Origin of the sequence: Achromobacter sp., assembly GCF_049647645.1 — a bacterium.
In the GTDB taxonomy this organism is placed as follows: domain Bacteria; phylum Pseudomonadota; class Gammaproteobacteria; order Burkholderiales; family Burkholderiaceae_B; genus Achromobacter.
On record NZ_JBARYB010000024.1, the window covers coordinates 1 to 18,495 of the forward strand.

At 64.3% G+C, this 18,495-nt stretch carries 17 protein-coding genes; 14 read left to right on the forward strand and 3 right to left on the reverse strand.

Translation table 11 applies throughout. The features are described 5' to 3' along the window. Positions 1–2,318, forward strand: a 2,318-nt coding sequence (gene flhF / locus WBB14_RS02575; protein ID WP_424238438.1) for a flagellar biosynthesis protein FlhF, incomplete at its 5' end; no start/stop codon positions are given. Between the two features lie 130 nt (positions 2,319–2,448). On the opposite strand, the gene WBB14_RS02580 is transcribed toward flhF, so the two are convergent. The 3 genes from WBB14_RS02580 to flgA form a co-directional block, all read right to left on the reverse strand. Continuing rightward, positions 2,449–2,928 (reverse strand): flagella synthesis protein FlgN, encoded by a 480-nt coding sequence (locus WBB14_RS02580; protein WP_424238450.1) that lies wholly within the window; start codon positions 2,926–2,928, stop codon positions 2,449–2,451. Positions 2,929–2,959: 31 nt separating this feature from the next. After that, positions 2,960–3,253, reverse strand: a complete 294-nt coding sequence (gene flgM / locus WBB14_RS02585; protein ID WP_424238439.1) for a flagellar biosynthesis anti-sigma factor FlgM — start codon at positions 3,251–3,253, stop codon at positions 2,960–2,962. Between the two features lie 129 nt (positions 3,254–3,382). Then, positions 3,383–4,096, reverse strand: coding sequence for a flagellar basal body P-ring formation chaperone FlgA (gene flgA, locus WBB14_RS02590; RefSeq protein WP_424238440.1), 714 nt, complete (start codon positions 4,094–4,096; stop codon positions 3,383–3,385). A gap of 177 nt (positions 4,097–4,273) precedes the next feature. On the opposite strand from flgA, the gene flgB reads away from it, so the two are divergent. From flgB to WBB14_RS02655, 13 genes are all read left to right on the forward strand, one after another. Further along, entirely contained in the window at positions 4,274–4,681 is a 408-nt protein-coding gene (gene flgB / locus WBB14_RS02595) for a flagellar basal body rod protein FlgB (protein WP_013393388.1), read from the forward strand. A 22-nt stretch (positions 4,682–4,703) separates the two neighbouring features. After that, positions 4,704–5,123, forward strand: coding sequence for a flagellar basal body rod protein FlgC (flgC, locus tag WBB14_RS02600; RefSeq protein ID WP_013393389.1), 420 nt, complete (start codon positions 4,704–4,706; stop codon positions 5,121–5,123). Positions 5,124–5,143: 20 nt separating this feature from the next. Continuing rightward, complete coding sequence (locus WBB14_RS02605; RefSeq protein ID WP_013393390.1) at positions 5,144–5,842, forward strand: flagellar hook capping FlgD N-terminal domain-containing protein; 699 nt, start codon at positions 5,144–5,146, stop codon at positions 5,840–5,842. Positions 5,843–5,913: 71 nt separating this feature from the next. Further along, on the forward strand, positions 5,914–7,413 hold the full coding sequence (locus WBB14_RS02610) for a flagellar hook-basal body complex protein (RefSeq protein WP_424238441.1): 1,500 nt from the start codon (positions 5,914–5,916) through the stop codon (positions 7,411–7,413). Between the two features lie 37 nt (positions 7,414–7,450). Continuing rightward, positions 7,451–8,215, forward strand: a complete 765-nt coding sequence (locus WBB14_RS02615) for a flagellar basal body rod protein FlgF (protein ID WP_424238442.1) — start codon at positions 7,451–7,453, stop codon at positions 8,213–8,215. Positions 8,216–8,280: 65 nt separating this feature from the next. Further along, the gene (gene flgG, locus WBB14_RS02620; RefSeq protein ID WP_013393393.1) at positions 8,281–9,066 is read left to right on the forward strand and encodes a flagellar basal-body rod protein FlgG; all 786 of its coding nucleotides are present in this window, start codon (positions 8,281–8,283) and stop codon (positions 9,064–9,066) included. Further along, positions 9,066–9,755, forward strand: coding sequence for a flagellar basal body L-ring protein FlgH (locus WBB14_RS02625; protein ID WP_424238443.1), 690 nt, complete (start codon positions 9,066–9,068; stop codon positions 9,753–9,755). Before flgG ends, WBB14_RS02625 begins: the two co-directional genes overlap by 1 nt. 2 nt (positions 9,756–9,757) lie before the next feature. After that, on the forward strand, positions 9,758–10,894 hold the full coding sequence (locus tag WBB14_RS02630; protein ID WP_424238444.1) for a flagellar basal body P-ring protein FlgI: 1,137 nt from the start codon (positions 9,758–9,760) through the stop codon (positions 10,892–10,894). Between the two features lie 5 nt (positions 10,895–10,899). After that, entirely contained in the window at positions 10,900–11,877 is a 978-nt protein-coding gene (flgJ, locus tag WBB14_RS02635; protein WP_424238445.1) for a flagellar assembly peptidoglycan hydrolase FlgJ, read from the forward strand. 70 nt (positions 11,878–11,947) lie between these two features. After that, on the forward strand, positions 11,948–13,615 hold the full coding sequence (gene flgK, locus WBB14_RS02640; protein WP_424238446.1) for a flagellar hook-associated protein FlgK: 1,668 nt from the start codon (positions 11,948–11,950) through the stop codon (positions 13,613–13,615). A 47-nt stretch (positions 13,616–13,662) separates the two neighbouring features. After that, positions 13,663–14,907 carry a flagellar hook-associated protein FlgL gene (flgL, locus tag WBB14_RS02645; protein WP_424238447.1) on the forward strand — a complete coding sequence of 415 codons (1,245 nt, stop codon included), beginning with the start codon at positions 13,663–13,665 and terminating at the stop codon, positions 14,905–14,907. Positions 14,908–15,046: 139 nt separating this feature from the next. After that, entirely contained in the window at positions 15,047–16,924 is a 1,878-nt protein-coding gene (locus WBB14_RS02650; RefSeq protein WP_424238448.1) for a methyl-accepting chemotaxis protein, read from the forward strand. Between the two features lie 99 nt (positions 16,925–17,023). After that, positions 17,024–18,495, forward strand: a 1,472-nt coding sequence (locus WBB14_RS02655) for a methyl-accepting chemotaxis protein (protein WP_424238449.1), incomplete at its 3' end; no start/stop codon positions are given.

An 18,495-nucleotide genomic window follows, 5' to 3' on the forward strand; every position in this document is an offset into this window, starting at 1 on the left:
CCGATGCGGCCCCGGGCGTGCCGCCTGTGCGGGCGTCTGCCTCCGGAAACGCAGCTCCGGTGGCGCCTCCTGCTTACGTTGCCTCGGCGCCTGCGGCCCACTTGCCGGCAGCGCCGCAGTCCGCGGCTGCGTCTTCCATGGCTCGCATGCCTGATGCGCCGCTGCGCCAGCCCGCGGTGGCGCCGTCGGCCGCTTTGCCTTCCGACGCGGCAGCCGGCTTGCAGGATGCCATCAGCGCCCTGCGCGGCGCGCTGGAAAGCCGCATGGATGGACTGCTTTGGGGCGGCCGCCAAGGGCCGGGTCGGGAACCCGTGGGCGCAGCTTTGTTCCGTAGCCTGCTGGACGCGGGCTTCAGTACCAAGCTGGTGCGCACGCTGGTGGAACGCCTGCCTGAGGGAATGACGCAGGAAGCGGCGCTGAGCTGGGCCCGCAACGAGCTGGTAACGCACTTGCCGGTGCTGCGTTCCGAAGACGAGTTCCTGGCCGGCGGCGTGTATGCCCTGGTCGGCCCGACCGGCGTCGGCAAGACCACCACGCTGGCCAAGCTGGCCGCGCGCTGCGTGGCGCGCGAGGGCCGCGAGCAGGTCGCGATGCTGACCACCGACAATTTCCGGATCGGCGCGCTGGAGCAGCTGCAGATCTATGGCCGCCTGATGGGGGTGCCTGCCCATTCGGTACGTGACGCGGGCGAATTGCGCCGCATCCTGGCTGAACTGGGCAGCCGCAAGATCGTGCTGATCGACACCACTGGCATCAGCCAGCGCGATCGCCTGGTGGCGGAACAAGCGGCAATGCTGTGCAACGCGGGCAAGCCGGTGCGCCGGCTGCTGGTGCTCAATGCGGCCAGCCAGGGCGACACCCTGGACGAAGTGGCGCACGCCTATCGCAATGGCGTGGGCGAGGACGTGGCCGGCTGCATCATCACCAAGCTGGACGAAGCCACCCGCCTGGGTGCGGCGCTGGACACGGCCATCCGCCATCGCCTGCCGATTCATTACATGTCGGTTGGACAGAAAGTGCCCGAGCACATGGAACTGGCCCGGGCCGACGTGTTGATCGACCGCGCCTTCTCCATGGTCGAGCGCGCCCGCGCGCTGTACACGCCCAGCGAGGCCGACCTCGCGACGCTGGTGTCCGCATCGCGGGAATCCGAAAGCGTGGATCCTGCCCGCAAGCGGCAATTGCTGGCTTCCGCCATTCTGCGGCCACAAGGTGGCGCCGGTTCCATCGAGGCGGCGCAAAACCTGGACGACGCCATCGCCTGGCTGGAAAGTGACCCGGCTTGCGTGCAGGCTCGTGCATCCTGGCGTGGCTATGTCGGAGATAGTTCGGGCGCCAGCCTGGCCGCGCTGGGCGACGAACCCTTGGCGATGGTTCGCCGTGAGTTTTCCTCGCTCTGCGGACGGCATCTGCTTGCCATGCATGGCAAGGCCGCCATGAAGGGAGAGGGTTTGCCGGGTGGAGCGTTGCTGGGCACGTTGCTGATGAGCGATCGCGGTACGGCTCTGGCAGCGCCCGCGCAGCAACTGGTTCTGCCGCACGGCATGCTGTCTTCATTCGCTCCGGCGGCGCCGGCGCAGCCGGACGCGGCCCTGGCGTTGCAGGCGCGGGTGGGTTGGCTCGCCGAAAAACTGGCGCGTGTGCCAGTCGTGCATATGCTCGAGGCCGGTACCTCCGCCTTGTGGCAAGCCTTGAGCGAGCAAGGCGTCGCCTGGGTGGCGCGCAGCGCCGGCGGCCAGCGCGTGGTCCAGGATGACTGCCCGACCAATCTGAATGCCGTGGGCAAGAGCGTGGGCTATCTGCCCGTCGGCCAGCCCGGCGACATGCCGGGGCTGCTCAGTGTCCAGGGCGGCAAGCGCGTGCCCCTGGCGTTGTGGGCCTCCGGCACGGAAGTGACGCTGCCAGGCCGCAGCGGCGGCGAACCCGTGCGGCTGGTCTGCGCCCGCCTGATCGACACGGTCAGTGGCGAGGTGGCCGGACAGCTGTTCGGCATGACCAACCTGCCTGCATCCCAGGCGGACGCCGCCACCGTGGCGCGCTGGCTGGTGCTGCAGGACGAGGCCAAGGCGGGATTCCGCTATATGGTGAACGCTTGGCTGGCTCTGCCCGCCGTGGACGGCGCCCATGCATTGGCACGCCAATCGCTGATGGCCGGTCAGATGGGCGCGGCATGCTGGCAGCTCGCGCATACGCCGGCGGCGGAAGTGCTGCGCGGGCCCCTGTCGGGCATCATGGGAACGGATCGCAAGCTGTCCGGGCGCATGCTGCCGGTCGCGTTGCTGAAGATGTATGCGATGCTGGAGATGACGGCGGCGTGACGCGAGCCGCTATTCGATAGGGTGCGCGATAAAGAGTGGGCGTTCTTGCGCAAGAGCATGCGCGCCACCCCCATTTTGCGGATCGAGCAGCGCTGTGCAAGCGCTGCTGTTCACCGTGTTGTGGTTCGGTTCAACCAGCCACGATGGGCTTGCGGCCCGGCGCGGTGCGCGCGCCGCGGCCGCGGGCGTCGTAGGTGGACAGTGCGCCGCCAGCGGCGCCCATGTTGCGCAGGGCGTCCAGAGATTGCTGCGTATAGCGCAGGTGCACGTCGATGAGCGCGCCGTTGCGCATATTGATTTCGTTGGCCGATGCCGATTTGCTCAGCAAGGCCTGCCAGACGCCTGACAGCTGCGGGTGCAGAACGGCTGCCTGCTCCGTGCCGGCGTGCCCGGCGGGCAGGCCGATTTCCGCGAGCAGGGAATCACGGACCTGGCTCAGGTCCACGAGCTTGCGGGCGACTTCGCCCTTGCGTTCAGTGATTTCCTGTAGCGTACCCACGCTTCCCAAGCCCACCAGCACTTCGGTCTCTTCTTCCAGAATGGCGGAGAACTCGGTGATCAGGGCATCTTCCTGCCGCATGCAGGATTGGAGGGATTCGACGGTGCTCATGGTCATGCTGTTCGGCTCGGGAGGTTCGGGGTTACTTCAGCAGGTCGCGGGCGCTGGCGATCAGGCTGTCCGCGATGCGGCCGGTGTCGATCTTCAACTGACCCGAGGCGATGGCGGCGCGGATGGCGGCCACGCGTTCGACGTTGATGTCATCGGAGCCGTCCTGTAGCGCCAACAGCTTGCGCGATGCGGAGCTCAGCGCCACCTGCGAGCTGCTGGAGCCGCTGGAGCTGCCGGCGCCATAGGCCTGGGCAACCGCCGAGTCGGCGCGAGGCGCGACGGCGTCAGCCGATAGGGGGCGGTTGGTGGTGGAATTGATCTTCAAGATTTTCTCCGCGGGGCGTCCAGGGTCGGTTTTGCGACGGAATCGCCTACTTATGCCTCAGTAACGGCAGGGCCGGAAGGAACTTTAGGGGCGGGCGGGGTATTGGTGCGATGCGACATGTAACAACAATTACAGTTGTATTTCCACCAGGGTGGCATTGCGCACCACGCCGCTGACCACCTGGCCGCCCGCGGTGCGCACTTGTACGGTGGCGCCGGGCGCCGCGTTATCGAGCGCCTGGCCTTCGCTGCTGACCACAAAGCCCTTGCCCAGCGCGTTGATGCGGACATTGGCGCCGCGCAGCACCGATTGCGCGTTGCGCAGCCCGGAACCCCGCACCGCTTGGCCGGCATTGATCCGGTGCACCGCCGTCATCCCCACCACGGTTTGCGGATCTGTGATCGCGCCCGGGGGCAGGGCGACCAGGTCGCCGTCGCGCGGCGCGAGGTCATCCGGCGTCAGGGCTTGCCCGGCAGCAATCAGACGCGCCGCGACGTAATAGTGGCCCGGCACGCTTACCGTCGCCTGGACGTAGGCCGTCCAAGGCTTGGGCGCATTGCAGCGCACTCCCACCGTCATGCGCGAGCGCAGCTTCATGCCTGAAGGCATGAATGGGGACATGGCGTCGCAGGGCGCCAGCCGCTCGGCGCGCGGCGGATCGATTGCGACCGAGGGCTGCCCGGGCAGGCCGGCCAGCTGATCCAGCAGATAGGTCTGCGCCGCAAGGGCGATGGCCTCGGGCGCCTGGGTCGCCGCTTCCTGCCCCTGCGCGGCAGCCAGGGGCAGCAGCAGGGCAGCCAGGCAGCCTGCGCGCGCGCGGAGTCGGGTTGCGGATATTTTCATGATGGATGGATTGTAGAAGTCCGCGGCATTCGGCAATACGTGAATTGGATGAGAAATGACGGGTTATTTGGCTGATTGTGTTGAGCCTCCGGCCCCTATGATGCCGTCATCCAATGGGATAACGGTCTGTCCGGGGTCCCTCGTTTTATCCGAATTGCAACGCACCAAGGCGCCCCGATGCTAGACCGGCTTAATGAAGATTTCCGCTTCTTCCAGCAGTCCCTGGGGCTGCGCGCGCAACGCCAGGAAGTGCTGTCGTCGAACATCGCCAACGCCGATACGCCCAACTACAAGGCGCGCGATTTCGACTTCAAGACGGCGATGGCCAACGCCATGGAAGGCACCAAGCGCCTGCCCGACACCTCGCTCACGCTGACGTCCGCGCGCCATATTCCCGCCAAGGCCGTATCCCAGGGGCCGACGGAGCTCCTGTATCGCCTGCCGTACCAGCCCAGCATGGACGGCAACACGGTGGACATGGACATCGAACGGGTGCAGTTCGCGGATAACACCCTGCATTACCAAAGCACGATGCAGATGCTGTCTGGCCGTATCCGGACCATGATGGCCGCAATTCAGGAATGATTTTCAAAGGGAGCGGCAGGCAATGTCCTTGTTGAGCATTTTCGATATCGCCGGTTCGGCGCTCAGTGCGCAATCGCAGCGCATGAACGTGGCGGCCAGCAACATGGCCAACGCCGACAGCGTGGTTGGCCCCGACGGCAAACCGTACCGCGCCCGCCAGGTCGTGTTCCAGGTGAATCCCCCGGCTGGCCAAGCGTTGGGCCAGGAGATCGGCGGCGTGCGCGTGGCCGGGGTGATCGAGGACCAATCCCCCTTGAAGCAGGTCTACGACCCGCAGCACCCATTGGCCGACGCCCAGGGCTACGTCAGCATGCCTAATGTCGACCCGGTGGCCGAAACCGTGAACATGATCGCGGCCTCGCGCTCGTACCAGGCGAACGTGGAAGTGCTCAATACCGCCAAGGCCCTGATGCAGAAGACGCTGACCATCGGCCAGTCCTAATTTCCGGAACCCGTGTATCCATGACCACTATCGACCAATCGACGAGCAAGACCGGCCTGGGCCTGGCGCAAACCGGCGCCAACGGCAGCAGCACGGCGCAAGGCCTGCAGGACCAGTTCCTGAAGCTGCTGGTTACCCAGTTGCAGAACCAGGATCCCCTGAACCCGATGCAGAACGCCGAGCTGACCTCCCAGCTGGCGCAGATCTCCACCGTGGAAGGCATCACCAATCTGAAGAACACCATGCTCGCCATCAGCGGGCAGATCGACGTGTCTCAGTCGATGAATGCGGTGGCGATGATAGGGAAGGGCGTGTTGATCCCTGGCTCCAAGATCAAGTCTGGCGTGGATGCTGCGAATCCCGAGGCCCGTGTCGTCACGCCTTACGGTCTGGACCTGCAGGGCGACGCCCAGAAAGTGCAGATCCGCATTTCGGACGCCAACGGCGCGGTGGTACGTACGATCGAAACGACGGACCAGAAGCCCGGCGTGTACACGCTGTCCTGGGATGGCAAGAACGATAGCGGCGTTGTGCTGGAACCGGGCGCGTACACCGTGTCCGTCATGGCCACGGATGCGGACGGCAAGAAGGTGAATGCAGAAGTGCTGAGCTATGGCCAGGTCAAGAGCGTGGCGTATTCCACCGAAGGCCTGCGTCTGGATCTGGGCCTGGATGGCCAGACCAGCATGCTGGACGTGCGCAAGGTAATCGGCGCCTGAAGCGGCCGCAATGTATCGGTGCCGGCGCATGGGCGGCGGCTTCCCCTAGTTAAAGATTAGCGAGAAAAAACATGGGTTTCGGACAAGGATTGAGCGGCTTGAACGCCGCAGCACAGAACCTGGACGTCATCGGCAACAACATTGCCAACTCCGGCACCGTCGGCTTCAAGTCGGCGACCGCGTCGTTCGCTGACGTCTACGCCAGTTCGCGCGTCGGTCTGGGCGTGAAGGTCGCGGCCATCAACCAGCGCTTTACCGTGGGTACGGTGAACGGCGGCGGTGGCGAATACGACATCGCGATCGACGGCGCCAAGGGGATGTTCCGCGTCACCGACCAGAGCGGCGCGGTGATGTACACCCGCAACGGCGAATTCCTGGTCGACAAGAACAACTTCATCGTGAACGCCCAGGGTTATCGCCTGACGGGCTATCCGCCGGGCTCCGTCGGCGCGAATCCGGTTGAGTTGCAGCTGCCCACGGCGAACGTGGCTCCGCTGGCGACGTCCACGGGTACCACGGTGGCCAACCTGAACGCCAACGCGAAAGTCATCTACGAAACGGATACGCAAACCAAGGCGGCTGTCCCCGGGACGGTGACGCTGGGCGCGGCGCCTGGCACTGTGTACACCTTCACCCGTGACGCCACGGGAACGGCGAAACTGGAGGATACCGTACCGGCTGGTGGTGCGCTGCCCGCCCCAGGCTCCACCTTCACCGTCGGTACGGAAACGGTAACCGTGGGCGCGGGCGGCGTTATTACGGGCGGTGATCTGTCGAAGATGGGGGCGTTCACTGAGTACACGGCGGCTGTCGTCGAAACAGGCAGGCCGTTCGACCCGAAGCTGTCCAACTCCTATACCAACGCCTCGCCGATGACCGTGTTCGACTCGCTGGGCAACTCCCACCAGGTCATGCAGTACTTCGTGAAGCGTCCTGCCGCCACTGCGGACACCAGCACTTACGACGTCTATTACACGATTGACGGTCAGGCCATGGCGCCGACCACTGAAGCGGGCGGGGTCTGGGGCAACCCGCAGAAGTTCACGTTCAACAAGGCCGGCGTGTTGACCAGCGCGCCCGTGGTCAACCTGTCCTTCGCGAACCCGGGCGGCGGCACCACACCTGCAGACCCGATCAACATTGCGATGAACTACACGGGCACCACCCAGTTCGGCAGCGCCTACAAGCTGGTAGCCAAGCCGGACGGGTACGCTTCCGGCGAGTTCAGCGGCATCAATATCAGCGGCGACGGCAGCATAGTGGCCAGCTACACCAACGGTGAGACCCAGGTCGTAGGCACCATCGTGCTGGCCGACTTCTCCAACCTGCAGGGCCTGCAGCCCGTGGGCAACAACGCCTGGACCGAAACCTCGGCGTCCGGCCAGCCCATCCTGGGCCAGCCCGGCAGCAATGGCCTGTCCAAGGTCGTGGGCCAGGCCACCGAGTCGTCCAACGTCGACATGAGCAAGGAGCTGGTGAACATGATCATCGCCCAGCGCACCTATCAGGCCAACTCCCAGACCATCAAGACCCAGGACGAAATCATGCAAGTCCTGATGAACCTGAAGTAAGCCCGGCAGGCACGCGACGACACCAACGGAATAGGCAATGGACCGTATCATCTACACCGCCATGAATGGCGCGGCGCGCATTACCGAGCATCAGGCCGCGCTTTCCAACAACATGGCCAACGTGAACACGGCGGGTTTTCGCGAGCAGATCGCGCTGTACCGCTCGGTGCCGGTCACGGACGGGACGAGTCTGCCCACGCGTGTTTCGACGGTGGCGTCCACGCCGCGCAACAGCTTCCAGATGGGCAATATGCAGACCACGGGCCGGGACCTGGACGTGGCCTTGTCCAGCGAACGCGGCTGGATCGCCGTGCAGACTCCGCAAGGCGAGGCCTACACCCGCGCTGGCGGCCTGCAGGTCGGCATCAATGGCCTGCTGCAGACCTCGCTGGGTCAGCCCGTGCTGTCGGATCAGGGCGGTCCCATCGACATACCCGACCAGGCTGCCCTGACGATCACGGCGGACGGCACCATTACCGCCATTGGCGCCGGCGATGCGCCGAACAACATCCTGAACCTGGGCCGGATCAAGCTGGCCAGCCCGCAGAACGATCAGCTGGTGCATGGCGACGACGGCGTGTTCCGCATGGCTCCCGTCAACGGCCAGCCTGCGCCTCCGGTCCCCGCCGATCCCAGCCTGCGGCTGTTGTCGGGCGTGCTGGAAGGCAGCAACACCAACCCGATGGCGGCGATGGTCGGAATGATTGCCAATGCGCGCCGCTTCGAGCAGCAGATGCAGGTGATCCAGCACTCGGACCGCAACGCCGAACGTGCCAACGGCATCCTGTCGGTAAGCGCCTGATACGGCAACTGAACTAAAAACACTATTCGCGCGCGGCCGGGCCGCGCCACCAGGAGTACTTCATCATGATGCGTTCGTTGTGGATCGCCAAGACGGGTCTGGAAGGTCAGCAGACCTCCATGGACGTGATTTCGAACAACTTGGCCAACGTTTCGACCAATGGCTTCAAGCGCGGTCGGGCCGTGTTCCAGGACCTGATGTACCAGACGCTGCGTCAGCCCGGCGCCCAGGTCGGCGACGCCACCCAACTGCCGTCTGGCCTGCAGCTGGGCACCGGCGCGCGCGTGGCCGCGACCGAGCGCATCCATACCGCGGGCAACCTGAACAACACCGGCAGCGAGATGGACATCGCCATCAACGGCCGCGGCTTTCTGCAGATCGAACTGCCGGATGGCACCCAGGCCTACACCCGCGACGGCGCCTTGCAGCGCGACCAGAATGGCCAGCTGACCACTGTCAGCGGCTATGTGATCCAGCCGCCGATGAACATCCCCGACAACGCGCTGTCGATCTCGATCGGCAACGACGGCATCGTCTCGGTGACGCAGCCCGGCGCGGCCGGCATCAACGTGCAGATCGGCCAGTTGCAGATCGCGACGTTCATCAATCCCACCGGCCTGCAGAGCATAGGCGAGAACCTGTACCTCGAAACCGACGCTTCGGGTCCCGCCAACCTGCTGCAGCCGGGCGTGGACGGCGCGGGTTCCATCATGCAGAAGTATGTCGAGACCTCCAACGTCAACGTCGCTGAAGAGCTGGTCAACATGATCACCACGCAGCGCGCCTACGAAATGAACAGCAAGGCCGTCAAGACCTCGGACGAAATGCTGGCCCGCCTGACCCAATTGTGATGTCCATGTCTGTCCTGCGCCTGGTATCGAGTGCGGCACTGGCTATGCTGGTGGCCGGTTGCGCCATGATTCCGCCCGAGCCTATCGTGACCGGGCCGACGACGGCCGCGCCGCCGCCTCCGGCCGCGCCGATGGCGCAGCCCACGGGCTCCATCTACCAGCCGACCACCTACGGCAACTATCCCTTGTTCGAGGACCGTCGGCCGCGCAACGTGGGAGATATCGTCACCGTCGTGCTGAACGAGAAGACGAACGCCTCCAAGAACGTCGCCACCAATACCAACCGCAGCGGCAGCGCCAGCCTCGGCATCGCCGCCGCGCCGTCGTTCATGGACAGCTGGGCCAACGCCAACCTGAACACCGATGCCAAGGGCGGCAATGTGTCGCAGGGCAAGGGCGACAGCACCGCGAACAATGCCTTCACCGGCACCATCACCACCACGGTGGTGGGGGTGATGTCCAACGGCAACCTGCAGGTCGCGGGAGAAAAGCAGATCGCCATCAACCGGGGCAGCGAATTCGTGCGCTTCTCAGGGGTGGTCGATCCGCGCTCCATCACCGGCACGAACACCGTGTCGTCCACCCAGGTGGCCGACGCCCGCATCGAGTACCGCAGCAAGGGCGTCATGGACGAAGTCCAGACCATGGGCTGGCTGCAACGCTTCTTCCTGATCGCTTCGCCGTTCTGAACATGAAACAACCGAATCCGATATCCGCCTTGTTGTCCTTGTTGGCGCGCGTCTGCGTTTCGGTCGGGCTGGTGGCCGGCGCCGGCGCGGCTCATGCCGAGCGGCTCAAGGATCTGGCTTCGATCCAGGGCGTGCGGGGCAACCAGCTGATCGGCTATGGCCTGGTGGTGGGCCTGGATGGCAGCGGCGACCAGGTGCGCCAGACGCCATTCACCCAGCAAAGCCTGACCAATATGCTGTCCCAGCTAGGCATTACGGTGCCCGCCGGCAGCAATATGCAGCTCAAGAACGTGGCGGCCGTCATGGTCACGACCACGCTGCCCGCATTCGCCCGGCCGGGCCAGACGCTGGACGTGGTGGTTTCGTCCATGGGTAACGCCAAGAGCTTGCGCGGCGGCACGCTGTTGATGACCCCGCTCAAAGGGGCCGACAGCCAGGTCTACGCCATCGCCCAGGGCAACATCCTGGTGGGTGGCGCGGGTGCTTCCGCCGGCGGCTCCAGCGTGCAGATCAACCAGCTGAATGGCGGCCGCATCAGCGCGGGCGCCATCGTCGAACGCGGCGTGCCCACCACGTTCTCGCGTGACGGCTACATTCATGTGGAACTGAACAACACCGATTTCGGCACGGCGCAGAATGTGGCCATGGCGCTGAACCGCAAGTTCGGCCAGGGCACTGCCACCGCGCTGGATGGCCGTGTCGTGCAGGTGCGCACGCCCATGGAGCAGGCCTCGCAGGCGCGCTTCCTGTCGCAGGTGGAAGACCTGCAGGTGGCGCGCGCGCCCACGGTGGCCAAGGTCATCATCAATGCCCGCACGGGTTCGGTCGTCATGAATCGCACCGTCATGATCGAAGAGGCCGCCGTGGCGCATGGCAACCTGTCGGTCATCATCAATCGCCAGAACCAGGTGTCGCAACCGGACACGCCGTTCACGGAAGGGCAGACGGTAGTGGTGCCCAACACCCAGATCGAGGTGCGGCAGGAAAACGGTTCCCTGCAACGGGTGAGCACCAGCGCTAATCTGGCGGACGTGGTCAAGGGCTTGAACGCCCTGGGCGCCACGCCGCAAGACCTGCTGGCAATCCTGCAGGCGATGAAGACCGCCGGCGCCTTGCGCGCCGAACTGGAAATCATCTGACGGCCATGGCGTACACCAATGATGCGGCACGCGGCTCCAGCCGGCAGGACTCGGTCTTCGACATGGGCCGCCTGTCGGACCTCAAGCGCGACGTCAAGAAGGATCCTGACGGGACCGAGCAGCAGAAGCAGGTAGCCAAGCAATTCGAGGCCCTGTTCCTGCAGATGATGGTCAAGCGCATGCGCGAAGCCACCCCCAAGGAAGGGCTGTTCGATTCGCAGCAGACCCAGATGCTGCAGTCCATGGCGGACGAGCAGTTGGCTTTGCACCTGGCGTCGCCTGGTATCGGCTTGTCCGGCGCCATTCTGGCGCAGATGCAGCAAGGCAAGCCCGGCGAGTTGGGCGCGGATACGGTCAAGCGCCTGGGAGAGGGAGCGGATCTCGATTTCCGTTCCGCCGGTTCGCGCGAAGTCTCGGCGCTGCTGAACGTGATGCGCAACAACAGCGCCCAAAATAGGGCGTTGGCCGCGGCGGAAGGCGCTCCGGAGCACGTCGTCACATTCGTCTCCAAGATGTCGCGCGCGGCCAATCTGGCTTCGCAGCAAAGCGGCGTGCCGGCGCGCCTCATCCTGGGGCAGGCGGCGCTGGAGTCGGGCTGGGGCAAGCGCGAAATCAAGCACCAGGACGGCAGCACCAGCTACAACCTGTTCGGCATCAAGGCGGGATCCAGCTGGAAGGGCCAGGTCGTCAACGTGCTCACCACCGAATACGAAGACGGTGTGGCGAAAAAGGTGACGCAACCGTTCCGCGCCTATGCATCCTATGAGGAATCGTTCGCCGACTACGCACGCCTGATCGGCAACAGCCCGCGCTACGAGGGCGTCACGCAAGCGCGTAACGAGATCGAGGCCGCGCGCAAGATCCAGGACGCGGGCTACGCGACGGATCCGCAGTACGCGCAAAAGCTGATCGGCGTCATGGGCCAGTTGCGGGGCGCGGCATCCAAGGTGGAAATTTCTCGCCAGATGTTGGAAGGACTCTAAATTCGGATCATCTCCTGCCGTTAATGGAGTATCCAGGTATATCAGCGGTTAAATACGGGGCATTGTCAGCATGAATATGTATAAATTGGCGCTGGGCGGGCTGAACGCCGCCCAGGCAGGGCTGGCCACCACCAGCCACAATATCAACAATGCCACCACGGTCGGGTATAACCGCCAGCGCGTCATGGTTTCGACCGCCGGCGCCCAGGCCACCAGCAACGGCTACATCGGCCGCGGGGTCCAGGTCGACACGGTCGAGCGCAGCTACGACAGCTTCCTGTACAAGCAACTGGTAGGCGCGCAGGGCAGCGGTGCCCAGCTCCAAACGCAATACAACCAGGTTTCGGCGATAAACAACCTATTTGCGGACCGCACCGTCGGCATCGCGCCGGGCCTGGCCAATTTCTTCACCAGCATGAACGCGGTGGCCAGCAAGCCGGCCGACCCCGCTGCGCGTCAGGATCTGCTGGGCAAGGCCAACAGCCTGGCCACGCAGATCCGTTCGGCTTATACCGAAATGCAGAATCAGCGCATCGGCCTGAATACGCAGATCACCACGACGGTCGAGCAGGTCAACAGCTATCTGACGCGTATCGACGACCTGAACCAGCAGATTTCGCTGGCTACGGGTAAGGCAGGGGGTAGTCCTCCGAACGATCTCCTGGATCAGCGTGACCAGGCGGTCATGGAACTGAATCAGTTGGTGGGGGTTACCACCTACGAGCAAGGGGACAAGATCAACATTACGTTGGCCAACGGCGGGCAAGCGCTGCTGTCGGGCAACACCATCTATCCCTTGCAGGCGGTGGCTTCCTCCAAGGATGCGGGGCGCACTACCATTGCCTACACGCTGCCAGCCGGCGCGGGCAAAACGGTTGCCGTGGAACTGAACGATACGGAAGTGACTGGCGGCTCGCTGGGCGGCTTGCTGCAATTCCGCGCTACTTCGCTGGATGTCATGCAAAGCCAGCTGGGCCAAATGGCCGTCGGGCTGGCGCTGTCTTTCAACGAACAGCACAAGCAGGGCCTGGACCAGAATGGCAATCCTGGCACGGACTTCTTCGGCATCGGCTCGCCGCAAGGCGTGCCCAATGCGCAGAACAAGAGCAACGCGTCGATTTCCGGCCAGTTCACGAACCTGAACAACATCAACGCCAAGGAATACGAGATTTCCTTCGACGGCACGAACTACCGTGTGCTGCGCATGCCCGAAGGTTCGCAGGTTTACAACGGCCCGGCGACCGGCACGCCCGGCACGCTGAATCTCGACGGCGAGATGGGGGTGACCCTGACCATCAGCGCGCCGCCCCAGGCTGGCGACAAATGGTCGCTGGCGCCCACGCGCGACGCGGCGCGCGACCTCACCGTACTGATCTCCGACCCCTACAAGATTGCGGCGGCCGATACGGCTGGCGGTGACGCCAACGGCAAGAATGCACTGAAGCTGGCGCAACTGCAGAACAGCAAGGTGCTGGGTAACGGCACGATGAGCGTGAACGACATGTTCGGCCAGGTCGTGAATACCGTCGGGGTCCAGACCGCTCAGCTCAAGTCCGCGGCGACAGCGCAGGCGAACCTGATCACGCAGAAGACTGCGGCGCAGCAGGCGGTTTCGGGCGTCAACCTGAACGAAGAATACGTCAGCCTGTCGCTGTACCAGGAACAGTATCAAGCAAGCGCCCGCATCATTGATGTGGCAAGCACCATGTTCGACACGCTGCTGGGTCTGCGCGGCTGATCGGATCGTTGAATCGTGACCAATAAAGAAAATTTCGGAGCTTCACCATGCGCCTGAGCACCTCGATGATGTACTCGAACGGCCTGAAAGGCGTTCTCTCTCAGGAATCCGACATGAACCGCCTGGTCGAGCAGGTCGGCAGCGGGCGCAAGAACCTGACCCCGGCGGACGATCCCCTGGCCGCCGCGCTCGCCATCAGCGTGGCGCAGACGCAGAGCATGAACAACACGTATGGCATGAACCGCCAGACCGCCAACACGAATCTGGGCCTGGAAAGCAATACGTTGACGGCCGTGACGAACGCCTTGCAGGAAGCGCGCACGCGCATCATCCAGGCGGGAAGTACCCTGTCGGATAGCGACCGGCGCACCTTGTCTACGGCGCTCAAGAGCACTCGTGATGCCCTGCTGGGTCTGGCCAATACGACCGACGGCAATGGTCAGTATTTGTTCTCCGGCAATAATGGCAGCGTAATGCCTTATTCCAAGAACGCCGCGGGCCAGATTGCCTACAGCAATTCGGTAGGCGAACGCACGATTCAGGTGGATCAAAATCGTCAGATGTCCACCAGCGATCTCGGCAAGGACATCTTTGGGCGCGCCAATCCGGGCTCGCAGGCCTACGTCGCTTCAGCACCGCAAACGAACACGGGTTCGGCGGAATTTGGCGCCGTTTCGGTGACTCCGGGGGCTGGAGCCGGCGGGAAGACGTTCGAAGTGAAGTATGAGGCCGATGCGACGACGGGCGCTGTGGGCTATCGGATCACGACCACGAACCCCGACGGAAGCTCCGCGGTCGTTCCGCAGCCTCCGCAAGCTGCGACGCTCTACGCCGATGGCGCAGTGATCGACTTCGGCGGTGTCTCGGTGGCCATCAAGGGTGCTCCCAAGCCGGGAGATTCGATCAAGGTTCAAAGTCTCCAGTCGACTGACATGGACGTGTTCGCCACCTTGGACAACGTCATCGCCGCATTGGATGCGCCCAATGATGGCGATCCGGTGGCGATGGCCAGGCTGAACAACGCGCTGGCAACAGCCAACAAGAAATTCGCGAACAACTACGACAACGTGCTGACGGTGCAGGCGTCGGTTGGCGCTCGCATGAACGAGCTGGATGCGTTGGACGCCACCGGCACGCAGAAGGGCCTGTCTTACTCCAAGTCCCTGTCGGATCTGGAAGAACTGGACTACTACCAAGGCGCCAGCCAGCTCGCGTTGCGCCAAGTTGCGCTGCAAGCGGCATCGGCGGCGTTCATGACCATCCAGGGATCGAGTCTGTTCAGCCGCAAGTAGTAATGCGGCAGGGAAAAACGCGCTATCGAGTGCGTAGAGTTGCGCCTTTGCGGACGCTACTGGCCAGGGGTCGGGGCGTCCGTGTGTGCGTGCAGAGTAGGAAATAGTCGTTTCACATTGCTTAACGCTCGGATATTCCATGCTTGTCAACTTGAAAGTCCGCACCTGTCTCGTTCTGGTGTTGCTGCTCTTCACGGGCGCCATGTTCATATCCAATGGCGTCGCGTGGATGGGCCTGAACTCGAGCAATGAGAAGCTGGAGCGGGTCAACGACGCCTACTCTACGCAGGCCGCGCAGTTAAACCGCTCGTACATCCTGTTCCTGCGGGGCCGTTTGCTGCTGGCGACATCCCTGATGGATCTGCAGCAGGGCAAGACCGAACAGGCGAACGCGCAAGTCAAGCGCGCCGAAGGCCTGATGCAGGATGGCGTCAAGGCGCTGGACGCGTACCGCAAGGCGCCGCGCCTGGAAGGCTCGGAGGCCGTGAACCAAAAGCTGGAGAACGCCTACAAGCAATTCGACGGCGTGGTCAAGCGTCAGGTGACTGCCCTATCGACCATGGCCGTGCAGGACTACCTGGACTTGAACGATGCCGGCAGCGCCGCGAACACTGTGCTGAGAGAGGCGGTGGGAGAGGTGCTGGCGCATATCGACTCCAGCACCGACGAACTGGTTTCGCAGGCCGAATCGGCCCACGGCGTTTCCCGCACGGTCACGATCGTGATGCTGGCGATCTCCCTGGCCCTGGCATTGGGATGCTGGCTATTCATCAGCCGGACCGTGCTGCGGCCGCTGCGTGAAGCGGGCGATCATTTCGAGAAGATCTCGGGTGGCGATTTCACTGGCCGCATCGACGTACGCAGCACCAACGAGATCGGCCAGTTGTTCGGCGCGATCAAACGCATGCAGGAAAGCCTGACCCGCACGGTGGCGCTGGTTCGCCGGGGCGTGGATGAGATCAATGTCGGGTCGCGCGAGATCTCGGCGGGCAACACCGACCTGTCCAGCCGCACCGAGCAGCAGGCGGCCTCGCTGGAGGAAACCGCGGCTTCGATGGAGCAACTGGCTTCGACCGTGAAGCAGAACGCGGACAACGCGCGCCAGGCCAACCAATTGGCCGCCAGCGCCTCGGACGTGGCGGAGCGCGGCGGATCAGCGGTGTCTGAAGTGGTCAGCACGATGCAAGGCATTTCGGCCAGCTCGCGCAAGATCTCCGAAATCGTGTCGGTGATCGACGGCATCGCCTTCCAGACCAACATCCTGGCGCTGAACGCCGCAGTGGAAGCGGCGCGGGCGGGCGAGCAGGGCAAGGGTTTTGCGGTGGTGGCGGGCGAAGTCCGTTCGCTGGCGCAGCGCAGCGCCCAGGCCGCCAAGGAAATCAAGGGCCTGATCGAAGACTCGGTGACCAAGGTCGGCGCGGGCTCGCAGCAGGTGGAGCGGGCCGGCGCGACGATGCAGGAGATCGTGGCCTCGGTGAAGCGGGTGACGGACATCATGGGCGAGATCTCGGCGGCGTCCGAAGAGCAGTCCAGCGGCATCGACCAGGTGAACCGCGCGGTGTCGCAGATGGACGAGGTGACGCAGCAGAACGCGGCGCTGGTGGAAGAAGCGGCCGCGGCCGCGGGATCGCTGCAGGAGCAGGCGCAGCGCCTGGCCGAGGCGGTGGCCGTGTTCAAGATCAACGCGGGCGAAGTCATCGAAGCCCCCGCGCAGCAATTCGCATCGCAACGCAGCGCGCCGCGCATGCCGGCGCCGCAAGCGGCGGAGGGCAAGGCGTCTGCCGAACCTGCCATGGCGGAATCGCTGGCGCCGGCGGAATCAGCCCCGAAGGCGGCACCCGCGCCACGCCTGACACAAGTCGCCCGGCCCAAACCGGCGCCGGAAGCCGCCACCACCGTTCGTCCGCTACGCCGACCGGCCACCCGCTCGACGAGCGCCAAGGATGCCGCACCTGCGGCGCCACCGGCCAGCCGACGGCCGACGCCTCAGTCGGATGACGATTGGGAGTCTTTCTGACGGAGGGATCCGTCAGCGCAGCACATGCAGTAAAGCTACCCCCCTATTTACGGCTTGGCGGCAACAATGCCGCCGGGACGACTACCGGAATATACGGAAATGTTTAGCAATCTGAAGGTGCGCACGGGCCTGATGCTCGCCCAGTTGGCTGTGGCCCTGGCCGCGCTGGTGTCCATCGCCCTGGGCTGGAACAGCATGCGATCCAACTCCGAGGCGATCAACGCCTTGGATTCCTTGAGCGTACAACAGGCCACTCTGATCAAGGACGCGTACACGCAGATGCTGCGCGCCACGATACGCGCCGACATCGCCGCCGCGCAGCGCGCCGCGGGCGATGCCAGCGGCGCCAGCGAGAACACGCGCACGGTGCAGCAATTGGTTGCCGATGCCAAGAAGAAGATGGAGACCTTCAAGACCATTCCGAAAACCACGGCAATCGGGAAGAGCTCCGAAGGCGACCTCATTTCGTCGTTCAACGGCTTTGCCGACGCCTTGCAGGCCATGATGTCGGCCCTGGACAAGGGCGATTCGGCGGCCTACCTGGACCTGAAGAACACCCGGGCGGGCGCGGCGAGCGGGGCTTTTTCGAAGCAACTGGGCGAATTCGCCAACGACATTACCGCCTATAGCGAAGAGATGGTGTCGTCCTCGCGCTCGCAGGCGGCGATGATGGCCATCGTGTACGTCGTGCTGGCCGTGCTGATCGTAGCGGTATGGCTGGGCGCCTTCCTGTTCATGAACCGCGTGGTCCTGCGTCCCTTGCGCGCCGTCAGCGACAGTTTTGACAAGATCGCCGGCGGTGACCTGACCGTGCGCGTGGATGTGGCCTCGAGCAACGAGATAGGCACGTTGATGGCGGCGGTCAAGCGCATGCAGGAAAGCCTGACCCGTACGGTGGTGTCGGTGCGCCGCGGCGTGGACGAGATCAACGTGGGCTCGCGAGAAATTTCCGCGGGCAACACGGATCTGTCCAGTCGCACTGAAGAGCAGGCGGCTTCGCTGGAGGAAACCGCAGCCTCGATGGAGCAACTGGCATCGACCGTGAAACAGAACGCGGACAACGCGCGCCAGGCCAATCAGTTGGCGGCCAGCGCGTCCGACGTGGCGGAACGCGGCGGTTCGGCGGTGTCGGAAGTGGTCAACACCATGCAGGAAATTTCGGCCAGCTCGCGCAAGATTTCCGAGATTGTGTCGGTGATCGATGGCATTGCGTTCCAGACCAACATCCTGGCGCTGAACGCGGCGGTGGAAGCGGCGCGGGCGGGCGAGCAGGGCAAGGGTTTTGCGGTGGTGGCGGGCGAAGTCCGTTCGCTGGCGCAGCGCAGCGCCCAGGCGGCCAAGGAAATCAAGGGCCTGATCGAGGACTCGGTGACCAAGGTCGGCGCGGGTTCGCAGCAGGTGGAGCGCGCCGGCGCGACGATGCAGGAGATCGTGGCCTCGGTGAAGCGGGTGACGGATATCATGGGCGAGATCTCGGCGGCGTCGGAAGAGCAGTCCAGCGGCATCGACCAGGTGAACCGCGCGGTGTCGCAGATGGACGAGGTGACGCAGCAGAACGCGGCGCTGGTGGA